Origin of the sequence: Hyphomicrobium zavarzinii ATCC 27496 (assembly GCF_000383415.1) — a bacterium.
In the GTDB taxonomy this organism is placed as follows: Bacteria; Pseudomonadota; Alphaproteobacteria; order Rhizobiales; family Hyphomicrobiaceae; genus Hyphomicrobium_C; species Hyphomicrobium_C zavarzinii.
On the sequence record NZ_KB911256.1, the window covers coordinates 330812 to 348070 of the forward strand.

General features: G+C 64.1%; 18 protein-coding genes. 12 read left to right on the top strand and 6 right to left on the bottom strand.

From position 1 onward, the window contains the following. The first annotated feature begins 54 nt into the window (after positions 1-54). The 4 genes from F812_RS27205 to F812_RS22725 all read left to right on the top strand — a co-directional run bounded on the left by F812_RS27205 (position 55) and on the right by F812_RS22725 (position 4909). Entirely contained in the window at positions 55-636 is a 582-nt protein-coding gene (locus F812_RS27205) for a TonB-dependent receptor plug domain-containing protein (RefSeq protein ID WP_342446740.1), read from the top strand. An 8-nt stretch (positions 637-644) separates the two neighbouring features. Next, positions 645-2063: a TonB-dependent receptor family protein gene (locus tag F812_RS22720; RefSeq protein ID WP_342446743.1), complete on the top strand. Its 1419-nt coding sequence runs from the start codon at positions 645-647 to the stop codon at positions 2061-2063. 407 nt (positions 2064-2470) lie between these two features. Beyond that, positions 2471-4582: a DEAD/DEAH box helicase gene (locus F812_RS0105625; protein ID WP_020084981.1), complete on the top strand. Its 2112-nt coding sequence runs from the start codon at positions 2471-2473 to the stop codon at positions 4580-4582. Positions 4583-4591: 9 nt separating this feature from the next. Beyond that, the gene (locus tag F812_RS22725; RefSeq protein ID WP_020084982.1) at positions 4592-4909 is read left to right on the top strand and encodes a GIY-YIG nuclease family protein; all 318 of its coding nucleotides are present in this window, start codon (positions 4592-4594) and stop codon (positions 4907-4909) included. Here the strand turns inward: F812_RS22725 and F812_RS0105635 are convergent. Beyond that, positions 4868-5263 carry a hypothetical protein gene (locus F812_RS0105635; protein ID WP_020084983.1) on the bottom strand — a complete coding sequence of 132 codons (396 nt, stop codon included), beginning with the start codon at positions 5261-5263 and terminating at the stop codon, positions 4868-4870. The two genes, F812_RS22725 and F812_RS0105635, sit on opposite strands and share 42 nt — an antisense overlap. 198 nt (positions 5264-5461) lie before the next feature. Between F812_RS0105635 and F812_RS0105640 the strand changes: the two genes are divergently transcribed. The 4 genes from F812_RS0105640 (at position 5462) to F812_RS22730 (ending at position 8195) form a co-directional block, all read left to right on the top strand. Then, positions 5462-6772 carry an OmpP1/FadL family transporter gene (locus F812_RS0105640; RefSeq protein WP_026867872.1) on the top strand — a complete coding sequence of 437 codons (1311 nt, stop codon included), beginning with the start codon at positions 5462-5464 and terminating at the stop codon, positions 6770-6772. Between the two features lie 69 nt (positions 6773-6841). Further along, positions 6842-7288: a YeeE/YedE family protein gene (locus tag F812_RS0105645; protein WP_020084985.1), complete on the top strand. Its 447-nt coding sequence runs from the start codon at positions 6842-6844 to the stop codon at positions 7286-7288. After that, positions 7279-7695: a YeeE/YedE family protein gene (locus F812_RS0105650; protein WP_020084986.1), complete on the top strand. Its 417-nt coding sequence runs from the start codon at positions 7279-7281 to the stop codon at positions 7693-7695. The genes F812_RS0105645 and F812_RS0105650 overlap by 10 nt, the downstream gene beginning before the upstream one ends. A 101-nt stretch (positions 7696-7796) precedes the next feature. Then, a complete protein-coding gene (locus F812_RS22730) occupies positions 7797-8195 on the top strand; it encodes a DUF4326 domain-containing protein (RefSeq protein WP_020084987.1) in 399 nt (132 codons plus the stop codon). 33 nt (positions 8196-8228) lie between these two features. On the opposite strand, the gene F812_RS0105660 is transcribed toward F812_RS22730, so the two are convergent. From F812_RS0105660 to F812_RS0105680, 5 genes are all read right to left on the bottom strand, one after another. Further along, the gene (locus F812_RS0105660) at positions 8229-10127 is read right to left on the bottom strand and encodes a family 2A encapsulin nanocompartment cargo protein cysteine desulfurase (RefSeq protein ID WP_020084988.1); all 1899 of its coding nucleotides are present in this window, start codon (positions 10125-10127) and stop codon (positions 8229-8231) included. Next, positions 10114-11025, bottom strand: a complete 912-nt coding sequence (locus F812_RS0105665; RefSeq protein WP_020084989.1) for a family 2A encapsulin nanocompartment shell protein — start codon at positions 11023-11025, stop codon at positions 10114-10116. Before F812_RS0105665 ends, F812_RS0105660 begins: the two co-directional genes overlap by 14 nt. Before the next feature lie 93 nt (positions 11026-11118). Continuing rightward, positions 11119-12033: a serine O-acetyltransferase EpsC gene (gene epsC / locus F812_RS0105670; RefSeq protein WP_020084990.1), complete on the bottom strand. Its 915-nt coding sequence runs from the start codon at positions 12031-12033 to the stop codon at positions 11119-11121. A 174-nt stretch (positions 12034-12207) separates the two neighbouring features. After that, positions 12208-13203 carry a sulfate ABC transporter substrate-binding protein gene (locus F812_RS0105675; RefSeq protein WP_020084991.1) on the bottom strand — a complete coding sequence of 332 codons (996 nt, stop codon included), beginning with the start codon at positions 13201-13203 and terminating at the stop codon, positions 12208-12210. Positions 13204-13484: 281 nt separating this feature from the next. After that, positions 13485-13691 carry a hypothetical protein gene (locus F812_RS0105680; protein ID WP_020084992.1) on the bottom strand — a complete coding sequence of 69 codons (207 nt, stop codon included), beginning with the start codon at positions 13689-13691 and terminating at the stop codon, positions 13485-13487. A gap of 473 nt (positions 13692-14164) precedes the next feature. Here F812_RS0105680 and F812_RS0105685 point away from each other — a divergent pair, with 473 nt between their 5' ends. From F812_RS0105685 to F812_RS22735, 4 genes are all read left to right on the top strand, one after another. Then, positions 14165-15088: a CysB family HTH-type transcriptional regulator gene (locus tag F812_RS0105685; protein WP_020084993.1), complete on the top strand. Its 924-nt coding sequence runs from the start codon at positions 14165-14167 to the stop codon at positions 15086-15088. 169 nt (positions 15089-15257) lie between these two features. After that, positions 15258-16283 carry a sulfate ABC transporter substrate-binding protein gene (locus F812_RS0105690; protein ID WP_020084994.1) on the top strand — a complete coding sequence of 342 codons (1026 nt, stop codon included), beginning with the start codon at positions 15258-15260 and terminating at the stop codon, positions 16281-16283. A gap of 140 nt (positions 16284-16423) precedes the next feature. Next, complete coding sequence (locus F812_RS26425) at positions 16424-16567, top strand: hypothetical protein (protein WP_156827278.1); 144 nt, start codon at positions 16424-16426, stop codon at positions 16565-16567. Positions 16568-16627: 60 nt separating this feature from the next. Next, positions 16628-17209 (top strand): RBBP9/YdeN family alpha/beta hydrolase, encoded by a 582-nt coding sequence (locus F812_RS22735; protein WP_020084996.1) that lies wholly within the window; start codon positions 16628-16630, stop codon positions 17207-17209. Positions 17210-17259 lie beyond the last annotated feature (50 nt).

Here is a 17259-nt window from a genome sequence, read left to right on the forward strand (position 1 = left end):
CCATTAGTCTCCGATGACGCGTCGCTCCCATTTAATCAGCTTGGATGCCCCATCATGCCGCTGTTCCGTATTTCGGCTTCGCCCCGGCTGCCCCACTTCCGAGTGGTGTTGGCCGGCATATCGGCTCTACTCGTCACGTCTCCAGTCGTTGCACAGGAGCCCTCCAAGGGAACCACCGAGTTGCCGGCGGTGAAGGTCGAGACCACCGTTTCCAAGGCCGCCAAAGCTAAGAAGACTGCTAAAGCAACCCCTGCTCCTCAGAGCGCGGCCGCACCGCTCCCGGCCGCTGAGCCTGCACCGGTTGCCGCGCCTGCGCCGGGCACCCGCTCCGGCAGCCTCGGCGTGCCGACTACGGCTGAAGCAACGGCAGACATCAACCGGGCGCCGGGCGGCGTCGAGGTCGTGCCCGACACTGAGTTCAGGAACACGCCCGCGAACACCATCAAGGATGCGCTCGGGTGGGTGCCAGGCGTGATCATCCAGTCGAAGTGGGGACCGGATGCGCGCGTCTCGATCCGAGGGTCGGGCCTCACCCGCAACTACGGCAACCGCGGCATCAACGCGTTTATGGACGGCATTCCGATCAACACGTCGGACGGGCTGTTCGATCTCTTCGAAGTCGATCCCTCGGCCTAGACTATTTCATCAACCTTTCCGCAAATCGCGAAGACGGCTATCGCGAGCACAGCGAACAGGAGATGGCGCGCCTCAACGCCAACCTCGGCTATCGCCTGTCGGCGAACGCGGAAACGCGCTTCTACGTCAACGCCAATACCTGGAACGGCGAACTGCCCGGAGAGGTGACCAAGGCACAGGCCTTGAAATCACCGAAGGAAGCGAACCCTTATTGGGTATTCCTGGACCAGCAGCGGAACATCGATTCCGTGCGCGTGGCCAACAAGACCACGCTGCGCATCGACGGAACGACTGTGGAGTTCGGCGCGTTCACGCACCAGCGCTACGTCGACCATCCGATCTATGAGTACCTCGACTACGACGTGTCGGACTACGGCGGTTTCGTCCGCGCCACCGACGACCGCATGATCGGAGGCTTCCGCAATCGCTTGATCGTCGGCGCGAATGTTCTGAATGGCACCTTCGACTACAAGCAGTTCGTCAACAACGCAGGCAAAAAAGGCGCGCTGACCACCTCTCTCGACTGGGAGTCGGAAAATTACTCGGCCTACGTCGAGAACAGCTTCAGCGTGACGCCGAACGTGGCCCTCATCGCCGGCACCCAGTTCATGCATGTCGTTCGCGAGCAGCGTGACCGGATTGGAGCAAATTCGGGCTCGAACGATTACGATCTCTGGAGTCCCAAGGTTGGCATCCTGTGGGATGTCGATCCCGGCTGGCAGGTTTTCGCCAATATTTCGCGCAGCGCGGAGGTTCCGACCTTTGACGCGAACGCTTTCAACATCAAGGCGCAGACGGCCACGACCTATGAGATCGGAACGCGCGGGAGCAGGCCCGATTTCAGGTGGGATGTCTCGCTCTACCGCGCCGAGATCGACGACGAGCTGCAGTGCCTGACGGTGGTGTTCTCTCCCTTCTTCACCGCGCCGTGCGTAATCCAGAATGCGGACAAGACGGTGCATCAAGGCGTCGAAGCAGGCTTCGGACTGGCCTTCCTCAAGTCGACTTTCGACATCGAGGATCGCGTCTGGCTCAACGTCGTCTACACATACAACGACTTCTTCTTCGACAACGATGTCCTGTGGGGCAACAACCAGCTGCCGGGAGTCGCACCGCACAATTTTCGTGCCGAGTTGCTCTACAATCATCCGAGCGGGTTCTATGCCGGCCCGAATGTCGAGTGGATGGCGGATGCCTTTTACGCGGACAATGCCAACACTCTGAAGGTCGACCCCTACGCGCTTCTCGGCTTCAGGCTCGGCTACGACCAGAGTAAGGGCTGGTCGGGCTATGTCGAAGGGCGCAACCTGCTCGACGAGCGCTACATCGCAACCACCATCACGACAGGCAATGCCGACCCGAGCATGGAGCTCTTCAATCCCGGCACGGGGCGCGCCGTCTATGGCGGCGTTCAATACCGCTGGTGAGGCCCGGGCGCAGCGGGCCTCCTGCCTCGCCGTCGATCCTGAGTACATGTGCGTGGATGGCGCATTCCGGCGCCATCCACTTTTCTTTGCGAGTTCGCGGAGCGAACCCAAGATGGGCGCTGAGGAGACGAGCTAAGTAAAATCAATCGGTTACCCATCGCTGCGTGACCCTGAGACCGGCCCTTCATCGCCCTCGGGCGTTCGCACCCAACGCCCTGTTGGCGGTGCAATCCTGGGCGCCTCCGGGCGCCTCCGGGCGACAATGCGCCTCCGATAATGCCGAGCCTCCCGCTGGCGGATCTGAGGGAAATCGTCTAGACAACCGGAAAACCACAGACACTTGGCCTGGTGCCGAGCCTCGCGTGCGGGGCCGGAGCTGTCGCCATCGCGTGAGAGGCAGCCCGAACATGACTTTCCCCACGTCTCATCCGGCGCTCGCACGTGCGCTGGCCTCGCGAAATTACTCCGTGCCCACCGCCGTGCAGAGCGCCGTGCTCGAAGCGGAGGCCTCGGGCCGCGACATGCTGGTCTCCGCCCAGACCGGATCCGGCAAGACGGTAGCCTTCGGCTTGGCCATGGCTGCCACCATGCTCGGCGAGAACGAGCGCTTCGAGCCCGCGGCTGAGCCGCTGGCGCTGATCATCGCGCCCACCCGCGAGCTTGCCATGCAGGTTCAGCGCGAGCTGGCCTGGCTCTATGCGGAGACGGGTGCACGCGTCGTCACCTGCGTCGGCGGCATGGATGCCCGCGCAGAGGCACGCCAGCTCGGCTTCGGCGCCCACATCGTCGTCGGCACGCCGGGGCGCCTTCGCGATCATCTCGAGCGCCGCCGGCTCGATCTCTCCAAGCTCAAGACCATCGTGCTCGATGAAGCCGACGAGATGCTGGACCTCGGCTTCCGCGAGGATCTCGAATTCATTCTCGACGCGACGCCTGAAACACGTCAGACGCTGCTCTTCTCCGCCACCATGCCGCGCGAGATCGAAGCTCTCGCAAGCCGCTATCAGCGCGACGCTCTTCGCATCGAGACGCTCCGCCGCAACGAGCAGCACGCCGACATCGAATACCGCGCCATTCGCGTTGCCCCGTTCGACATCGAGAACGCGGTGGTCAATGTGCTGCGCCTTCATGAAGCGCGCGCCGCGATCGTGTTCTGCGCCACCCGCGAGGGTGTGAAGCGGCTGCATGCGCGCCTGGTGGAGCGGGGCTTCTCGGCGGTCGCCCTCTCGGGCGAGCTGACGCAGAACGAGCGCTCGCAGGCGCTCGTCGCCCTGCGTGACGGCCGCGCCCGCGTGCTCGTCGCGACGGACGTCGCGGCGCGTGGCCTCGACCTGCCTGACCTCGCGCTCGTGATCCATGCCGAGCTGCCGCACGACCATGAGACGCTGCTGCACCGGTCAGGCCGCACGGGCCGCGCCGGCAAGAAGGGGCTTTGCGTGCTCGTCGTGCCGTTCAACCGCCGGCGCAAGGCGGAAGCGCTTCTTGCCGCCGCGCGCCTCAAGGTGACGTGGGCCCCCGCGCCGACGGCCGAGGAGATCCGCGCCCGCGATCAGGAACGCTTCCTGAGCGACCCCATCTTCACCGATGCGGCGACGGACGAGGATCTTGCGCTCGTGGGCTCGCTGACCGGCGCGCGCTCTGCCGAGGAGATCGCGCTTGCCCTCGTGCGGATGCACCGGGCACGTCTGCCCGCGCCCGAGGATCTCGCGGAGGACACGGGGCCCCCGCCGCGTCGGCAGGACCGGGTTCGTCCCGCCGGCGGTCGTTGGAAAGGCGAGGACCGCCGGGGCGAGCGCTTCGAGCGCCGGCCCGACCGCGAGCAGGGAGGCGAAGCTTCCGGCGGAGACGCAGCCGGCCGCGAGCGCCGCCCGCCGCGCGAGCGTCATCGCGACGGCCGCGAGATGGTGTGGTTCCGCGTCAACATCGGGCGCGAGCGCAATGCGGATCCGCGCTGGCTGCTCCCGCTCCTCTGCAAGGCAGGCGGCGTCACCAAATCCGAGATCGGCGCCATCAAGATTTTCGACCGCGATACACGCTTCGAGATCGCAGCCGAGTTCGCCGACAAGTTCGCGGACGCCGCCCGCATGATGCCGAAGAACGAGGGCCGCATCTCCCGCGTCGGCGCCCATGGCGCGAGCGACTATGCCGCCGTGACCGATCGGATCGACACGCTCGACCGCAAGGCTGACGCGTCCGCTCCGGCCAATGATGCGCCGGAGACGCGTGCGCCGCGTCCGTTCCAGGGCCCGCGTCATGACGGACCTCGTCACGAGGGGGGACGTCACGAGGGACCGCGTCATGAGCGCCAGAAGAAGCCCTGGCGCGACGACAAGGACGGGCATCGCAAGGGTTTCAAACGGGACGGCGGCGGCGGCTATCAGGGCAAGGGCGGACCTCGCGCCGAGGGTGAGCGAGGAAACGCGTCGCATCACGCAGGCCGCGGTGCCTCCCGGCCCGTGTCGAAATACGCCCACAAGAGGAAGCATCGCGCCGCGCCCTCCGGAGGCGCGAAGGGATAAACGGCGGAGATGAGCTACGTGCTCTACATCGTCGAATGCGCCGACGGCACGTACTACACGGGCATCGCCACCGACGTTCAGCGCCGCCTTCAGGAGCACAATGGAGCGAGGGCTCGCGGCGCGCGCTACACTGCACCCCGCCGCCCCGTTACGCTCGTCTACGAAGCGAGCTTCGAGACGCGCTCCGCCGCGCAAAAAGAGGAAGCGCGGATCAAGAGGCTGACGCGAGACCAGAAGAAGGTGCTCATAGCTGCCTCAGGCGCACCCGTATTGAGCCCGCCTGCGTCAGCTGAAGGCGTACACGATCCCGAGCAGCGTGGCCGCTAGCGCGAGCGCCACGGGAATGACCGCGATCTCGATCCACACGTCCTTGCCCGGAAGCGGTCCCGTCGCGGTGTCGACTTCCGAATGCAGGAAGTGGTTGAGCGTCTCCTGCTTGGCCGCCATGTGATGGCTTGCCGTGATGTAAATGAGCAGCGGCAGAGCGAGGAAGATGAAGATAAGCACAGACGCAGCCGCGAGCGCGAAATCGGCCTCGCGGCCGATTCCGAACGCGATCCACGCCGTCAGGATCATCCAGGCGAAGGCCGCGGCGACGGATCTGTAGACCGCGCGGGGAAGCTCGCCGCCGGGCAACTCGTCTGGCTTTGCGGGTGTGGTGGACAGTGAGTGATCGGTCATGGCCGAGCTCCTCGATTGGGTAGTCCCCCTGCCGCACACGATACCTCGGATGAGCATCTTTCCGACTATACAAATCGCCAAACTTCCGGTGAGTGGCGCGATCGCGAAACGCGAAATTGCTTTGCGTTTTTTCTTCGTTCGCCACGCTTCTCTGCCTCTCTAGGTTCCCCCTAGGGGTTTTGTTCTGAGGGGGATCGAATGTCTGTGAGTTCGTCGTCGCCGATGAAGTCGGCGCTCGTCGTCATCGCAATGGGGACGGCGCTATCGTCGGCTGCCAGCGCTACGGAAGGCTACTTCCAGCACGGCTACGGCGCGCGTCACAAGGCGCTGGGGGGCGCAGGTGTGGCCGATGGCCGGGACTCGACGTCGATCTCGCTCAACCCGGCGGGCCTCGTGCATTCCGGAAACGAGTTCACGGCGGCCGTGTCTGCGTTCAGCCCGCGCCGCGAGTTCGAGGGCGGCAGCGCACCCGGCTTCACGCCGAGCGGCGTCGTCGAGAGCGACAGCAACTGGTTCGCCATTCCCAATCTCGCCGCCAGCTATCGCCTCGACGGTAACCCATACTTCGATGTGATCGGGTTCTCTGTCTACGGCAGCGGCGGCATGAACACGGACTATCCCTCCGTCGCGGGTGGCGCGTTCTCGCCCGGTCCCGGCATCTTCGGCTTCGGCAGCCTCGGCGTCGATCTCCAGCAGGCCCTGTTCTCTGTCGCGCTCGCCAAGACGATCGCACCCGGTGTTTCGATCGGTGTCGCGCCGATCATCGCGCGCCAGCAGATCAAGCTCAAAGGGCTGGATGCATTTGCAGGAGCGTCCAGCGATCCCGGTGCCGTGAGCAACAGAGGCTACGATGTGTCCTGGGGTGGCGGCGTTCGCGCTGGCCTCGAATGGGCGGTCGCGCCCGGTATCCGGTTCGGTGTGGCTGGCAACTCCCCGATCTGGACGCAGGAGTTCAATAAGTACCGCGGCCTGTTCGCGGAGCAGGGCAGCTTCGACATCCCGGCGAGCATCCAGGCCGGCATCGCGGTCGATTTGACGCCGAACCTCACCCTGCTCGCCGACTATCGCCATATCTGGTTCGGCTCGGTCGCGTCGGTCGCCAACCCGTCCACCAACCCCGCCCTGCTCGGAACGGATGAGGGCCGAGGCTTCGGCTGGGACGATGTGGACGTGGTGAAATTCGGTGTCGAATGGCGCTCGTCGCCGGCCCTCACGCTCCGCGCCGGATATGCGTATGCGACGAACCCGATCTCCTCGCGGGACGTGCAGTTCAACATTCTGGCCCCCGCCGTGGTGCAGCATCACATCACGGCTGGCTTCGAATACAAGATCGACAGCGCCTGGTCGGTCGAGCTTGCGGGCCTCTATGCGCCGGAGGAGACGGTGAGCGGGGCCGAGCTTGTTGGCTTCGGCAATCCGGCGCACACCATCGACATCAGCATGTACCAGTTCGAGGCTACCTTCGGCGTGAAGTACAGGTTCGGCGGGGAAGAGGCGCCGCTCAAGTAGAAGAGCGGACCTCTCGACACGCTGCGCGGGCTCGCCTATGACCTCGCTTCGCGCTGGAGATCCTTGCCGATGACCGTGACGCCATTCACGCCTCTGGAATCCTTGGCCGGTGGAGCCCTGATTGGGGCTTCCGCGGTGCTGCTTCTCCTCACCACCGGCCGCCTGGCTGGCATCAGCGGCATCGTGCGCCGCTTGCTTCCGCCCTATGCCGCGAGCGCGCCGCTGGAGGCGGCCGCGTTCATTGCCGCTCTCTTCGCTAGCCCATTCGTCTGGACGCTCGCGACCGGGGGGCCGGTGCATCAGACCGTAACGCCGAGCTTGAGCCTGGCCGTCGTAGCGGGACTGCTCGTCGGCGCGGGCGTCTTCGCCGCCCGTGGCTGCACGAGCGGCCACGGCGTCTGTGGGCTCGCCCGTCTTTCGCGCCGCTCCATCGTGGCAACGGCTGTGTTCATGGCGACGGCCGCTGCAACCGTCTATGCGGTGCGCCATGTGATCGGAGGCTGGCCATGGGCGTGATCGGTGCGCTTCTCTCCGGCCTTCTGTTCGGATTGGGCTTGATCCTTTCCGGCATGGTCGATCCGGCGAAGGTGCAGAACTTTCTCGATATCGCCGGCACGTGGGACCCGAGTCTGGCGTTCGTCATGGCGGGCGCCATCGGCGTCGCGGCGCCGGGGTTCTGGCTTGTCCGGCGGCGCGCGGCGCCTCTTTCGGGATCACAGTTCCGCGTCCCGCCCGCTGATGCTCCCATCGACCGCAGGCTCGTGATCGGCGCGGCCGTGTTCGGGATCGGCTGGGGCCTCGCCGGCTTCTGCCCTGGCCCGGCGCTGGTGTCGCTCCCGCTCGCGGCGCCCGGCACCATTGCCTTTGTCTCCGCAATGGTTGCTGCGATTTCCGTTTGCGCCCTGTTGCAGGCGCGAAAATAAACACGGAAAAATATCTGTCGAAGCCCGGGCTTCCGGCTACCGCCGGGAGCGTGCGTTCGGTCTAATCAGTCCGATGCACGACGCCCGGGTCGGAGACAGCGATGGCAAATCCGCGACGCATCCAGCGCAAGATGTTCAAGGGCTGGCGCCTGCCGCCCGATACGATCTATGTGGGCCGTGGCAGCAAATGGGGAAATCCATTTCCCTTCGGTCATCAGCTCTATCTCGGCAAGGCCTGGGCGGCCGAGGCCTATGCGCAGTGGCTGACCACCACGCTCAAGGGCATGACGCTTCTGCGCGAGCATCTTCATGAGCTGAGGGGAAAGAACCTCGCCTGCTGGTGCAAGCCAGGCGATCCGTGTCACGCCGACATCCTGCTGGCCCTCGCGAACGAGACGCCGGAAGGGAAACCCTTGCGACATGGAGAGGCGTTGCGCGAGGGGAGCAGCAGCGAGAACGATGAGACCGGCCAAGACGATGCGGCGGCCTCACGTCCGTGAAGCCGCCGCATCGGTTCGTCTGCAATCGCGCCGTCAGAGATGCGAATGTCCGGCCTGACGCTGGATGTCGCGCAGCGCCGAAGCGAGCAGGTCGATCTCGCCGCAGGTGTTGTAGAACGCGAACGACGGCCGCACCGTCGCCTCGTGTCCGAACCGGCGGAGGATCGGCTGCGCGCAGTGGTGGCCTGAGCGTACCGCGATCCCATACTTGTTGAGACGCGCGCCCACCTCCTCGCTCTTCACGCCCTTGAGCACCAGCGAGATGACGCCGGCTTTCTCCGGGGCCGTACCGACGATGGTGAGGCCCGGAATCTCGCTCAGGAGCTTGGTGGCGTAGACGATCAGCCCGTGCTCGTAGCGCGAGATGTTCTCGAGCCCGATGCGTTCCACGTAGTCGATCGCCGCGCCCAGGCCGACGGCATCCGCAATGTTCCCGGTGCCCGCCTCGAAGCGATTGGGAGCAGCATGGAAGATGCTCCGCTCCAAGGTGACATCCTGGATCATATTGCCGCCGGTCTGGTAAGGCGGAAGGCTGTCGAGCAGGTCCTTCTTTCCCCACAGCACGCCGATGCCGGTCGGAGCGAACAGCTTGTGCCCGGAGAACACGAAGAAGTCCGCGCCAAGTGACTGGACGTCCACCTTCATGTGCGAGACCGACTGCGCGCCGTCCACCAGAACCCGCGCGCCCACCCGCTTCGCCATCTCCACCATCTGCTGGGCGGGGGTGACGGTGCCGAGAGCGTTCGAGACCTGCGTGAACGAGACGAGCTTGGTGCGTCCGTTGAGCAGCTTGCCGTATTCCTCGAGCAGCACGACGCCGCGGTCGTCCACGGGAGCGACGCGAAGCTTCGCCCCCTTGGCAAGCGCGAGCTGCTGCCAGGGCACGATGTTGGCGTGGTGCTCGAGATGCGTGATGACGATCTCGTCTCCCTCGCCCACGTGCTGCAAGCCGAACGTGGCAGCCACCAAATTGATGGACTCGGTGGTGCCGCGGGTGAACACGATCTCCTCGGTCGAGGGCGCGTTGATGAAGCGGGCCACTTTCTGGCGCGCTCCCTCGTAGGCGTCGGTCGATCGCGCGGCCAGCTCGTGAGCTGCCCGGTGGATGTTCGAGTTCTCGTGGCTGTAGAAGTGCGACAGGCGATCGATCACCGCCTGCGGTTTCTGCGTGGTGGCCGCATTGTCGAGCCACACCAGCGGGCGTCCGTTCACGTGCTCGCTGAGGATGGGGAAGTCGCGCCGGATCGCATTCACGTCGAAGGGGGGATGCGCGGATGCGAATTCCGAGTGGAGACCAGGCCCCGTCTGGCCCGGCACCCCGATGCCGCCCGGAACGGAGCCGATGTCCTTCAGGAAATAGAAGGACGAGCCCGCCCCGTTGGTCGGATCCGCGACACGCGTCTCGCCGCCGAGCCCCCCGAGCAGAGCCTTGAGCTCGGCGTCGTAGGGGAGCGGAACCGGAGACGAATGCCCCACCGTGCCCGCCGAAGGCGGAGTGGAGAGCGGAATGTCCGGCCGGAGCTCCATATCGTGAGCCGCTGAGGCGGAGGAACCGCCGCGGAACAGACCGCCGAGCAGCGCATCGAGCTCCGCTTCATAGGGAAGCGGAATCGAGAGCGGTCCCAAGGCGGCGTTCGGCAGCGAGCCTTGCGACGGGGGCGCGGCGAGCGGCACATCCGGCACCAGCACCTGCGGCGGCGCGGTGACCGGAGCGCTGGGTACCGGCACGCCGCCGAAGCCCGGAGGCGAGCCCGGGACGGCCGAGAACAGCTCGTTGGCGAGGCGCGTCAGGAGCGCCTCGTCAGGCAGTCCCGGCCCCAGGGCCGGAGCGAGTCCTTGTGGACTTAGTCCCACGCCGCCGAGCGACGGATTGAGACGGACCGGATCCAGGCCCGGACTCTGGCCCGGATTGGGGTAGTCACTTGTACTCATGGTACTTGCCCACCTCGACGCCCTCGAGCACGCCGAGCGCATCGTCCGTCAGAACGGCGAGCGAGCAATAGAGCGAGACGAGATAGGAGGCGATGGCCTTGTGGTTGATGCCCATGAAGCGCACGGAGAGGCCCTTGCTCTGTTCTCCGGGGAGGCCCGGCTGATAGAGGCCGACGACGCCCTGCTTCGATTCTCCGGTGCGGATCAGCAGGATGTTGGTCTTGCCGCCCTTCACCTCGAGCTTGTCGGAGGGGATCAGCGGAATGCCGCGCCAGGTTAGGAAGGGCGAGCCGAACAGCGTGATCGTCGGCGGCGGAACGCCGCGGCGCGTGCACTCGCGGCCGAATGCGGCGATGGCGAGCGGATGAGCGAGGAAGAACGCCGGCTCCTTCCACACGCGCGAGATCAGCTCGTCGAGATCGTCGGGTGTCGGCGCGCCGGTGCGCGTCTTGATCTTCTGCGCCGCCGCGGCGTTGGCTAGGAGGCCGTATTCCTTGTTGTTGATCAGCTCGCTTTCCTGCCGCTCCTTCACGATCTCGATGGTGAGGCGGAGCTGCTCCTTGATCTGGTTGTGCGGCACGGAATAGAGGTCCGAGACGCGCGTGTGAATGTCGAGCACGGTGTTCACCGCCGAGAGCATGTATTCGCGCGGGTTCTCGATGTAGTCGACGAACGTGTTGGGAAGGGCGCGCTCGTCACGAAGCGAGCAGGAGACCTCGACACTGTCCTCGTCCTTCACGCGGTTCACGCGATAGATGCCGGCCTCGACCGGTACCCAGTTCAGGAAATGAACGAGCCACCGCGGCGTGATGCTCGAAATCTGCGGGACGGTTTTGGTCGCATTGGCTAATTGCCTTGCCGCAACATCGCCCAACGCTGTTTGTTCTTCGTCTGCCATATTAGCCTCGATTTCCGTTACATTAGAGTATTTTATACCAATAATACGCGCTCAGTCAGATTGCTCATTGCGTATTTGGCGTCAAGAAGAGATTTATATTCCGGCGCCGCCATCGAACGTTTCGCTGCGTGCTTGCGCCTGCACGATGTTGCTGTTTGGCGGCACGCTCCGCGTGAGCCAGACGTTGCCGCCGATCACCGAGCCACGCCCGATCGTCACCCGCCCGAGAATGGTCGCGCCCGCGTAGACGACGACGTCATCCTCCACGATCGGATGACGCGGCAGCCCTTTCACCAGCGCGCCGTTCTCGTCGACGGAGAAGCGTTTCGCGCCGAGTGTCACCGCCTGATACAGACGCACACGCTCGCCGATCACGGCGGTCTCGCCGATTACGACGCCTGTGCCGTGATCGATGAAGAAGCTGCCGCCGATCTCTGCGCCGGGATGAATGTCGATGCCGGTCGACGAGTGCGAGCTTTCCGCGATGATGCGCGCGATGATCGGTACGCCGAGCTTGTAGAGCGCGTGCGCAAGGCGGTGATGAATGATCGCTTTGACGCCCGGATAGCTGAGCAGCACTTCCTCGTGGCTTTTGGCGGAAGGGTCTCCGTCGTAGGCGGCGCGGATGTCGCTATAGAGAATGTCGAGGATCGCCGGCAGCCCATCGGCGAAATCCTGCGCGATGGAAAGCGCCACAGCTTCGCTGTCGTCGGGCTCGTTGCCGTTGAGAGACGCGGTGAACCGCAGCTCGCGAACGACCTGAGCCCGCAATGCTTCGAGCGCCTTGCCGAGCGTATATCCGACGAAATAGTCGAGTTCTCCGTTGAGGCCCCCTTTCGCCCCGCCGTAGCGGCGCGGAAAGAGCGAGGACGTGATCCCCGAAACGGCTTCCGAAACCTCGCGCGGGGAAGGAAGATCGAGAACGCGTCCGTTCGGGTCGACCGTGCGTGATAAAGCGCTCCGCGAGCTTCTGAGCGCGCTGACGATGCCGTCGATCTTGAATGTCACGGGAGTGATCCGCCTCTCTGACGAACAAGCGAACCGCGCGCTTGCCGCAAGATGTTAGAAATCGCTGCCGCGCCCCTGAACCAAGAAGAAGTGATAAGCAAATTCGCAAATGAAAAGCCCGGCCCTGCTGTGTGCAGAAGCCGGGCGTCCCCCATCGTGCGCGAGAGCGAAGTGTCAGTTGCTCTTGGTCGTGGTGATCTGGTCGTAGATGCCGCCATCCGCGAAATGCTTCTTCTGCGCATCGGCCCAGCTGCTGATCTTGTCCTCAACCTTGAACGTCTTGATCTCCGGCAGCTTGGCCTCGGCCAGCGCGTCCTTGTCCCACGGACGGAAGCCATGCTTGGCGATGATCTTCTGCGCAGCGGGCGTATAGAGGAAATCGAGGTAGCCCTTGGCCAGCTCGGCCGTGCCGCGCTTGGCGGTGATCACCTTGTTGATGGCGACCGGCGGCGCGGCCTCGATGCTGATGGACGGATAGATGACGTCGAACTTGTCGCCGAATTCGGTCTTGAGCAGCGCGACCTCGTTCTCGAACGTCACGAGCACGTCACCCACGTCACGCTGCGTGAAGGTCGTCGTTGCGCCACGCCCGCCGCCGTCGAACACCGGCACGTTGGCGAACAGCTTGCTGACGAACTCGCGCGCCTTGTCCTCGCTCTTGTCGGCACCGAGCGCATATCCCCAGGCGGCAAGATACGTGTAGCGGCCGTTTCCGGACGTCTTCGGGTTCGGAATGACGACCGAGACGCCGGGCTTCACGAGATCGCTCCAGTCCTTGATGCCCTTGGGATTGCCCTGGCGCACGATGAAGATGCTGGTAGTTGTGTACGGCGCGGCGTCATGCGGGAACTTCGACTTCCAGTCCTTGTCGACCACGTCCTTGCTGGCGAGGAAGTCGAGGTCGGTCGCCTGGTTCAGCGTCACGACGTCGGCCTCGAGGCCCTCGGCCACGGCCTTTGCCTGCTTGGTCGAGCCGCCGTGCGACTGGTTGACGGTGATGTCGGCGCCCTTCGTCTGCTTCCAATGCGCGACGAACGCGGGGTTGATGTCTTTGTAGAGCTCGCGCGAGACGTCATACGACGCGTTGAGAATGGAGCTTTCGGCGTTGGCCGCAAAGGGCGCGAGCGCTGCGAGGCCGAGACCCAGGAGGGTTTTGCGCAGTGTCGTCATCAGTCGAACCTTTCTTGTATGACTAGAAGCGGGAATTGAAAAAAGGGCCGGCTCGTGAGAACGAACCGGCCCGGAGGAGAACCGCGGCCAGAAACGTTTGGCGTGACCACCGTGGTCCAGGGAGATGGGCGGCCATCGGGCGCAGCGCTCACGGAAGAGGCGCCGGTGAGCGCGCGGGCCGGTGGCGAGGTCGAAGGCAGTGGCAGGGCGAAAGCGAAATGGAGAGGTGGACCGAGACCGGGCGTAAGGCGCATGACCGTCGTCTGCCCGGTCCCGGAAGACTAAGCAGCCCTCGCTTTCTGCTTCGGCCCGCGGCCGAACTGGGCGAGTGCGGCCCGCTCTGCATCGCGCGGAGCGGAGAAGATTTTGCCGTCGAGCGGATAGTAGCGCGGCAGCGAAGCATGGAAGCGGTAGCTCTTCTCGCTGTCCAGGCGGACAACGATGCCGGCGGTCTCGTCGGCCACCTCGATAACGAATGCATCTGACATTGTATATGTATCCTTTCCCGCGTGTCGGCGGGCTAACTCGCAATAGGTCGGAAGGGTTGCATCGGGAGCCGGGAAGCAGCCCGGCTCAGGCGATCAACAACACCGACAGGCGAGCGCGGCGGGGCCGGAAAGGAGACGGCCGTCAGCGTCGGGGCCGTAGCGGAAAGCGAAGAACGTCATTGGCTACTCCTTAGCGTTTGATGACGCGGCGCAAGTGAACCTCGAAATCACCGCGGCGAGCGCAAACCGCCTCGCATGGTCATCAAGCGCTCATCGGCGAGCAGGGTCAAATAACAAGAAGTGAGAAGCATTCAATCGGGCTGGCATTGCGAGGCGAGGCCGTTCGCGATCCCCCGAGTTGCGGGCATTTTCGATTTTGGCATAAGCAAAGAAGAAAATGGTTATTCGCTATTGTGCGAAGCGCGGTTACACGTTGGCGAGGCGCTTCGGCGACAGGTAACTCCTCGGCGGTCATGAACTTTCAGCAGCTTCGCATCATCCGCGAGACGGTTCGGCGCAATTTCAATCTGACCGACGCCGCCCAGGCGCTCCTCACCTCGCAATCCGGCGTGTCGAAGCACATCCGCGATCTGGAGGAGGAGCTGGGGCTCGAGATATTTGTGCGGCGCGGCAAGCGCCTCCTGGGTCTTACGGAGCCGGGGCAGGAGGTCATCGTCATCGCGGAAAGGATCCTGCTCGAATCCGAGAACATGGCGCTCCTCTCGCAGCAGTTCGCAAAGAGCGATTCCGGCACGCTGAACATTGCCACGACGCACACGCAGGCGCGTTACATGCTGCCCCCTGTCATCGCGCGCTTCAAGGCGGCGTTTCCGGATGTGCGCCTCGTGCTGCATCAGGCAAGCCCCAAGGAGATCGCAGCCATTCTGCTCGAAGGCCAGACGGATCTCGGCATCGCCACCGACACGCTGGAGGACAATCCCGGCCTCCTCGCCTTCCCTTATCACCGCTGGTCGCACGGCCTCGTGGTGCCAAAGAACCATCCGCTGCTCGGCGTCGAGCCTTTGACGCTCGAAGCGGTCGCCGACTATCCGATCATCACGTACGACGAGGGCCTGACGGGCCGCGCACGCATCGACCAGGCGTTCGAGAAGGCAGGCGTTGAGCCGGATATCGCCATGTCCGCCCTCGATGCCGACGTGATCAAGGCTTACGTGGAACTCGGGCTGGGCGTCGGGATTATCGCATCAATGGCCTTTGACCCCGAGCGGGACCAGGCCCTGTCACTGATCGAATGCACGCATCTGTTCGACGAGAACGTGTCGAGCCTTGCGGTGCGGCGCGGACGCTTCCTGCGTTCTTACGTCTACCGGTTCATCGAGCTGTGCGCGCCGGAAATCTCCGAGCAGAAAGTGCGCCGCGCCGACGTCGACCGCTAGTGGCTCACGCGACAAACGGTGTTAACGAGCGCGCATCCGCTCGACTTCCGCGCTCAGTGGATATGTGTCCGCAGTATTGTTCATAAGCTCAGCAGTTCTTCTTGGTTCGCTCCACGCGAGGCGCCGCCTACGGTCGGCTCCAGTTAAGCCAAATCCAGAGGAGCTCACGATGTCACTCGCCCTTCTTTCGCGCCGAACCGCCCTAGCGCTCGGCTTGTCTGTCGGCCTGGCCGGCCTCGCGGCTGCGTCCAACGCGGCCGAGCTTCTCAACGTTTCCTACGATCCCACCCGTGAGCTCTATCAGGAGTTCAACGCGGCCTTCATCAAGCACTGGAAGTCGACGGGTGGCGAGGATCTCACCATCAAGCAGTCGCACGGTGGCTCGGGCAAGCAGGCCCGCGCGGTGATCGACGGTCTCGAGGCCGATGTCGTGACTCTCGCGCTTGCTCGTGACATCGATGGTATCGCCGACAAGGGCAAGCTTTTGCCGGCCGACTGGCAGAAGCGCTTGCCGCACAACAGCACGCCCTATACCTCCACGATCGTCTTCCTCGTTCGCAAGGGTAACGAGAAGGGCATCAAGGATTGGGATGATCTGGTGAAGGATGGCGTGCAGGTCATCACGCCGAACCCGAAGACCTCCGGCGGCGCGCAGTGGAATTATCTTGCGGCCTGGGAGTACGCCAAGCGCAAGTACGGCGGCGACGAGCAAGCCAAGGATTTCGTGAAGCGCCTTTACAAGAACGTGCCGGTGCTCGATTCGGGCGCGCGCGGTTCGACCACCACGTTCGTCGAGCGCGGCGTGGGCGACGTCTTCATCTCCTGGGAGAACGAGGCGTTCCTGGCGCTCAAGGAGCTTGGTCCGGACAAGTTTGAGATCGTCGTGCCGACCATCAGCATTCTCGCCGAGCCGCCGGTCGCTGTGATCGACAAGAACGTCGACAAGAAAGGCACCCGCAAGATTGCTGAAGCCTATCTGAACTATCTCTATTCGCCGGAAGGCCAGGAGATCGCGGGCAAGAACTTCTATCGCCCCACGGACCAGAAGGTCGCCGAGAAGTACGCATCGCAGTTCCCGAAGATCAATCTCTTCAAGATCGACGACGCGTTTGGCGGCTGGGCGAACGCTTACAAGACCCACTTCGCTGACGGCGGCACGTTCGACCAGATCTACGTGCCCGGCAGCAAGAGCTGATCCATCCTAAGCACTAACATCCGCCGCTCCCGCTCCTTTTCTCCTGAAGGAAGCGTGGGCGGCGGATCCGCAGCGTCCCCTTCAATAACTCTCTCGCGTAGCGTCCTCGCAGCCCGGCTCACGAACCAGGAAAGTCCCTCATGCCAATGATCGACACGATGGGAGTGATGAGCGTGACCGCATCGGGCCTGGCGCTGGCCGCAGCCTTCTCGATCGTCAGAGCCGTCTCGATCATCGAGGCCTGTTGTCGTGCAAAGCCCAAGTCGCGTGTGTTCCGCCGCTAGCTTTTTGTCGACGACAGGCGGGTCAAAATCGAGAGCCCGCAGCTTTGAAGGATCGCCTCCATGACCACGACGCTCATTGTTCCGGGATTGAATTCCAGCGGCTCCGCCCACTGGCAAACCTGGTTTGAAACGCAGCTCGAGGACGTTGTTCGCGTCATCCAGCGCGATTGGAAGCGCGCGGATCTTCCCGAATGGACAAGCCGCATCCGCCGTGAGATCTCGCGCCAGCCGGGGCCGCTCCTCATCGCCGCGCACAGCTTCGGCGTGCTCGCGGCCGTGCAGGCGGCGGAAGACTATCGCGATCGCATCGCCGGCCTCTTGCTTGTGGCACCTGCCGATCCCGAGAAGTTCGGCGTCACCGATCTCTTGCCTGCTAGCCCGCTCGGTTTTCCGGTCACTCTGGTGGCTTCCACCAATGACCCGTGGCTGAGCTTCGAGCGCGCCGCCGGCCTCGCTGACGCGTGGGGCGCTAATCTCGTCAATCTCGGAGCGGCCGGCCACATCAATGCGGAGGCGGGTTACGGCCCGTGGCCCTATGGGCTGAAGCTGCTTCAGCAACTCAATAATGAATATTCATTAACGGATCGGACCTACGTTGAAACTCGTTCGTCGATTCGCCGGCCTGTGTTCGCCGCGCTCTAGAGTCGAGCTTCAGTTCCGAATTTTCTGAGTCGCGTCAGGTGTGTGCTTCT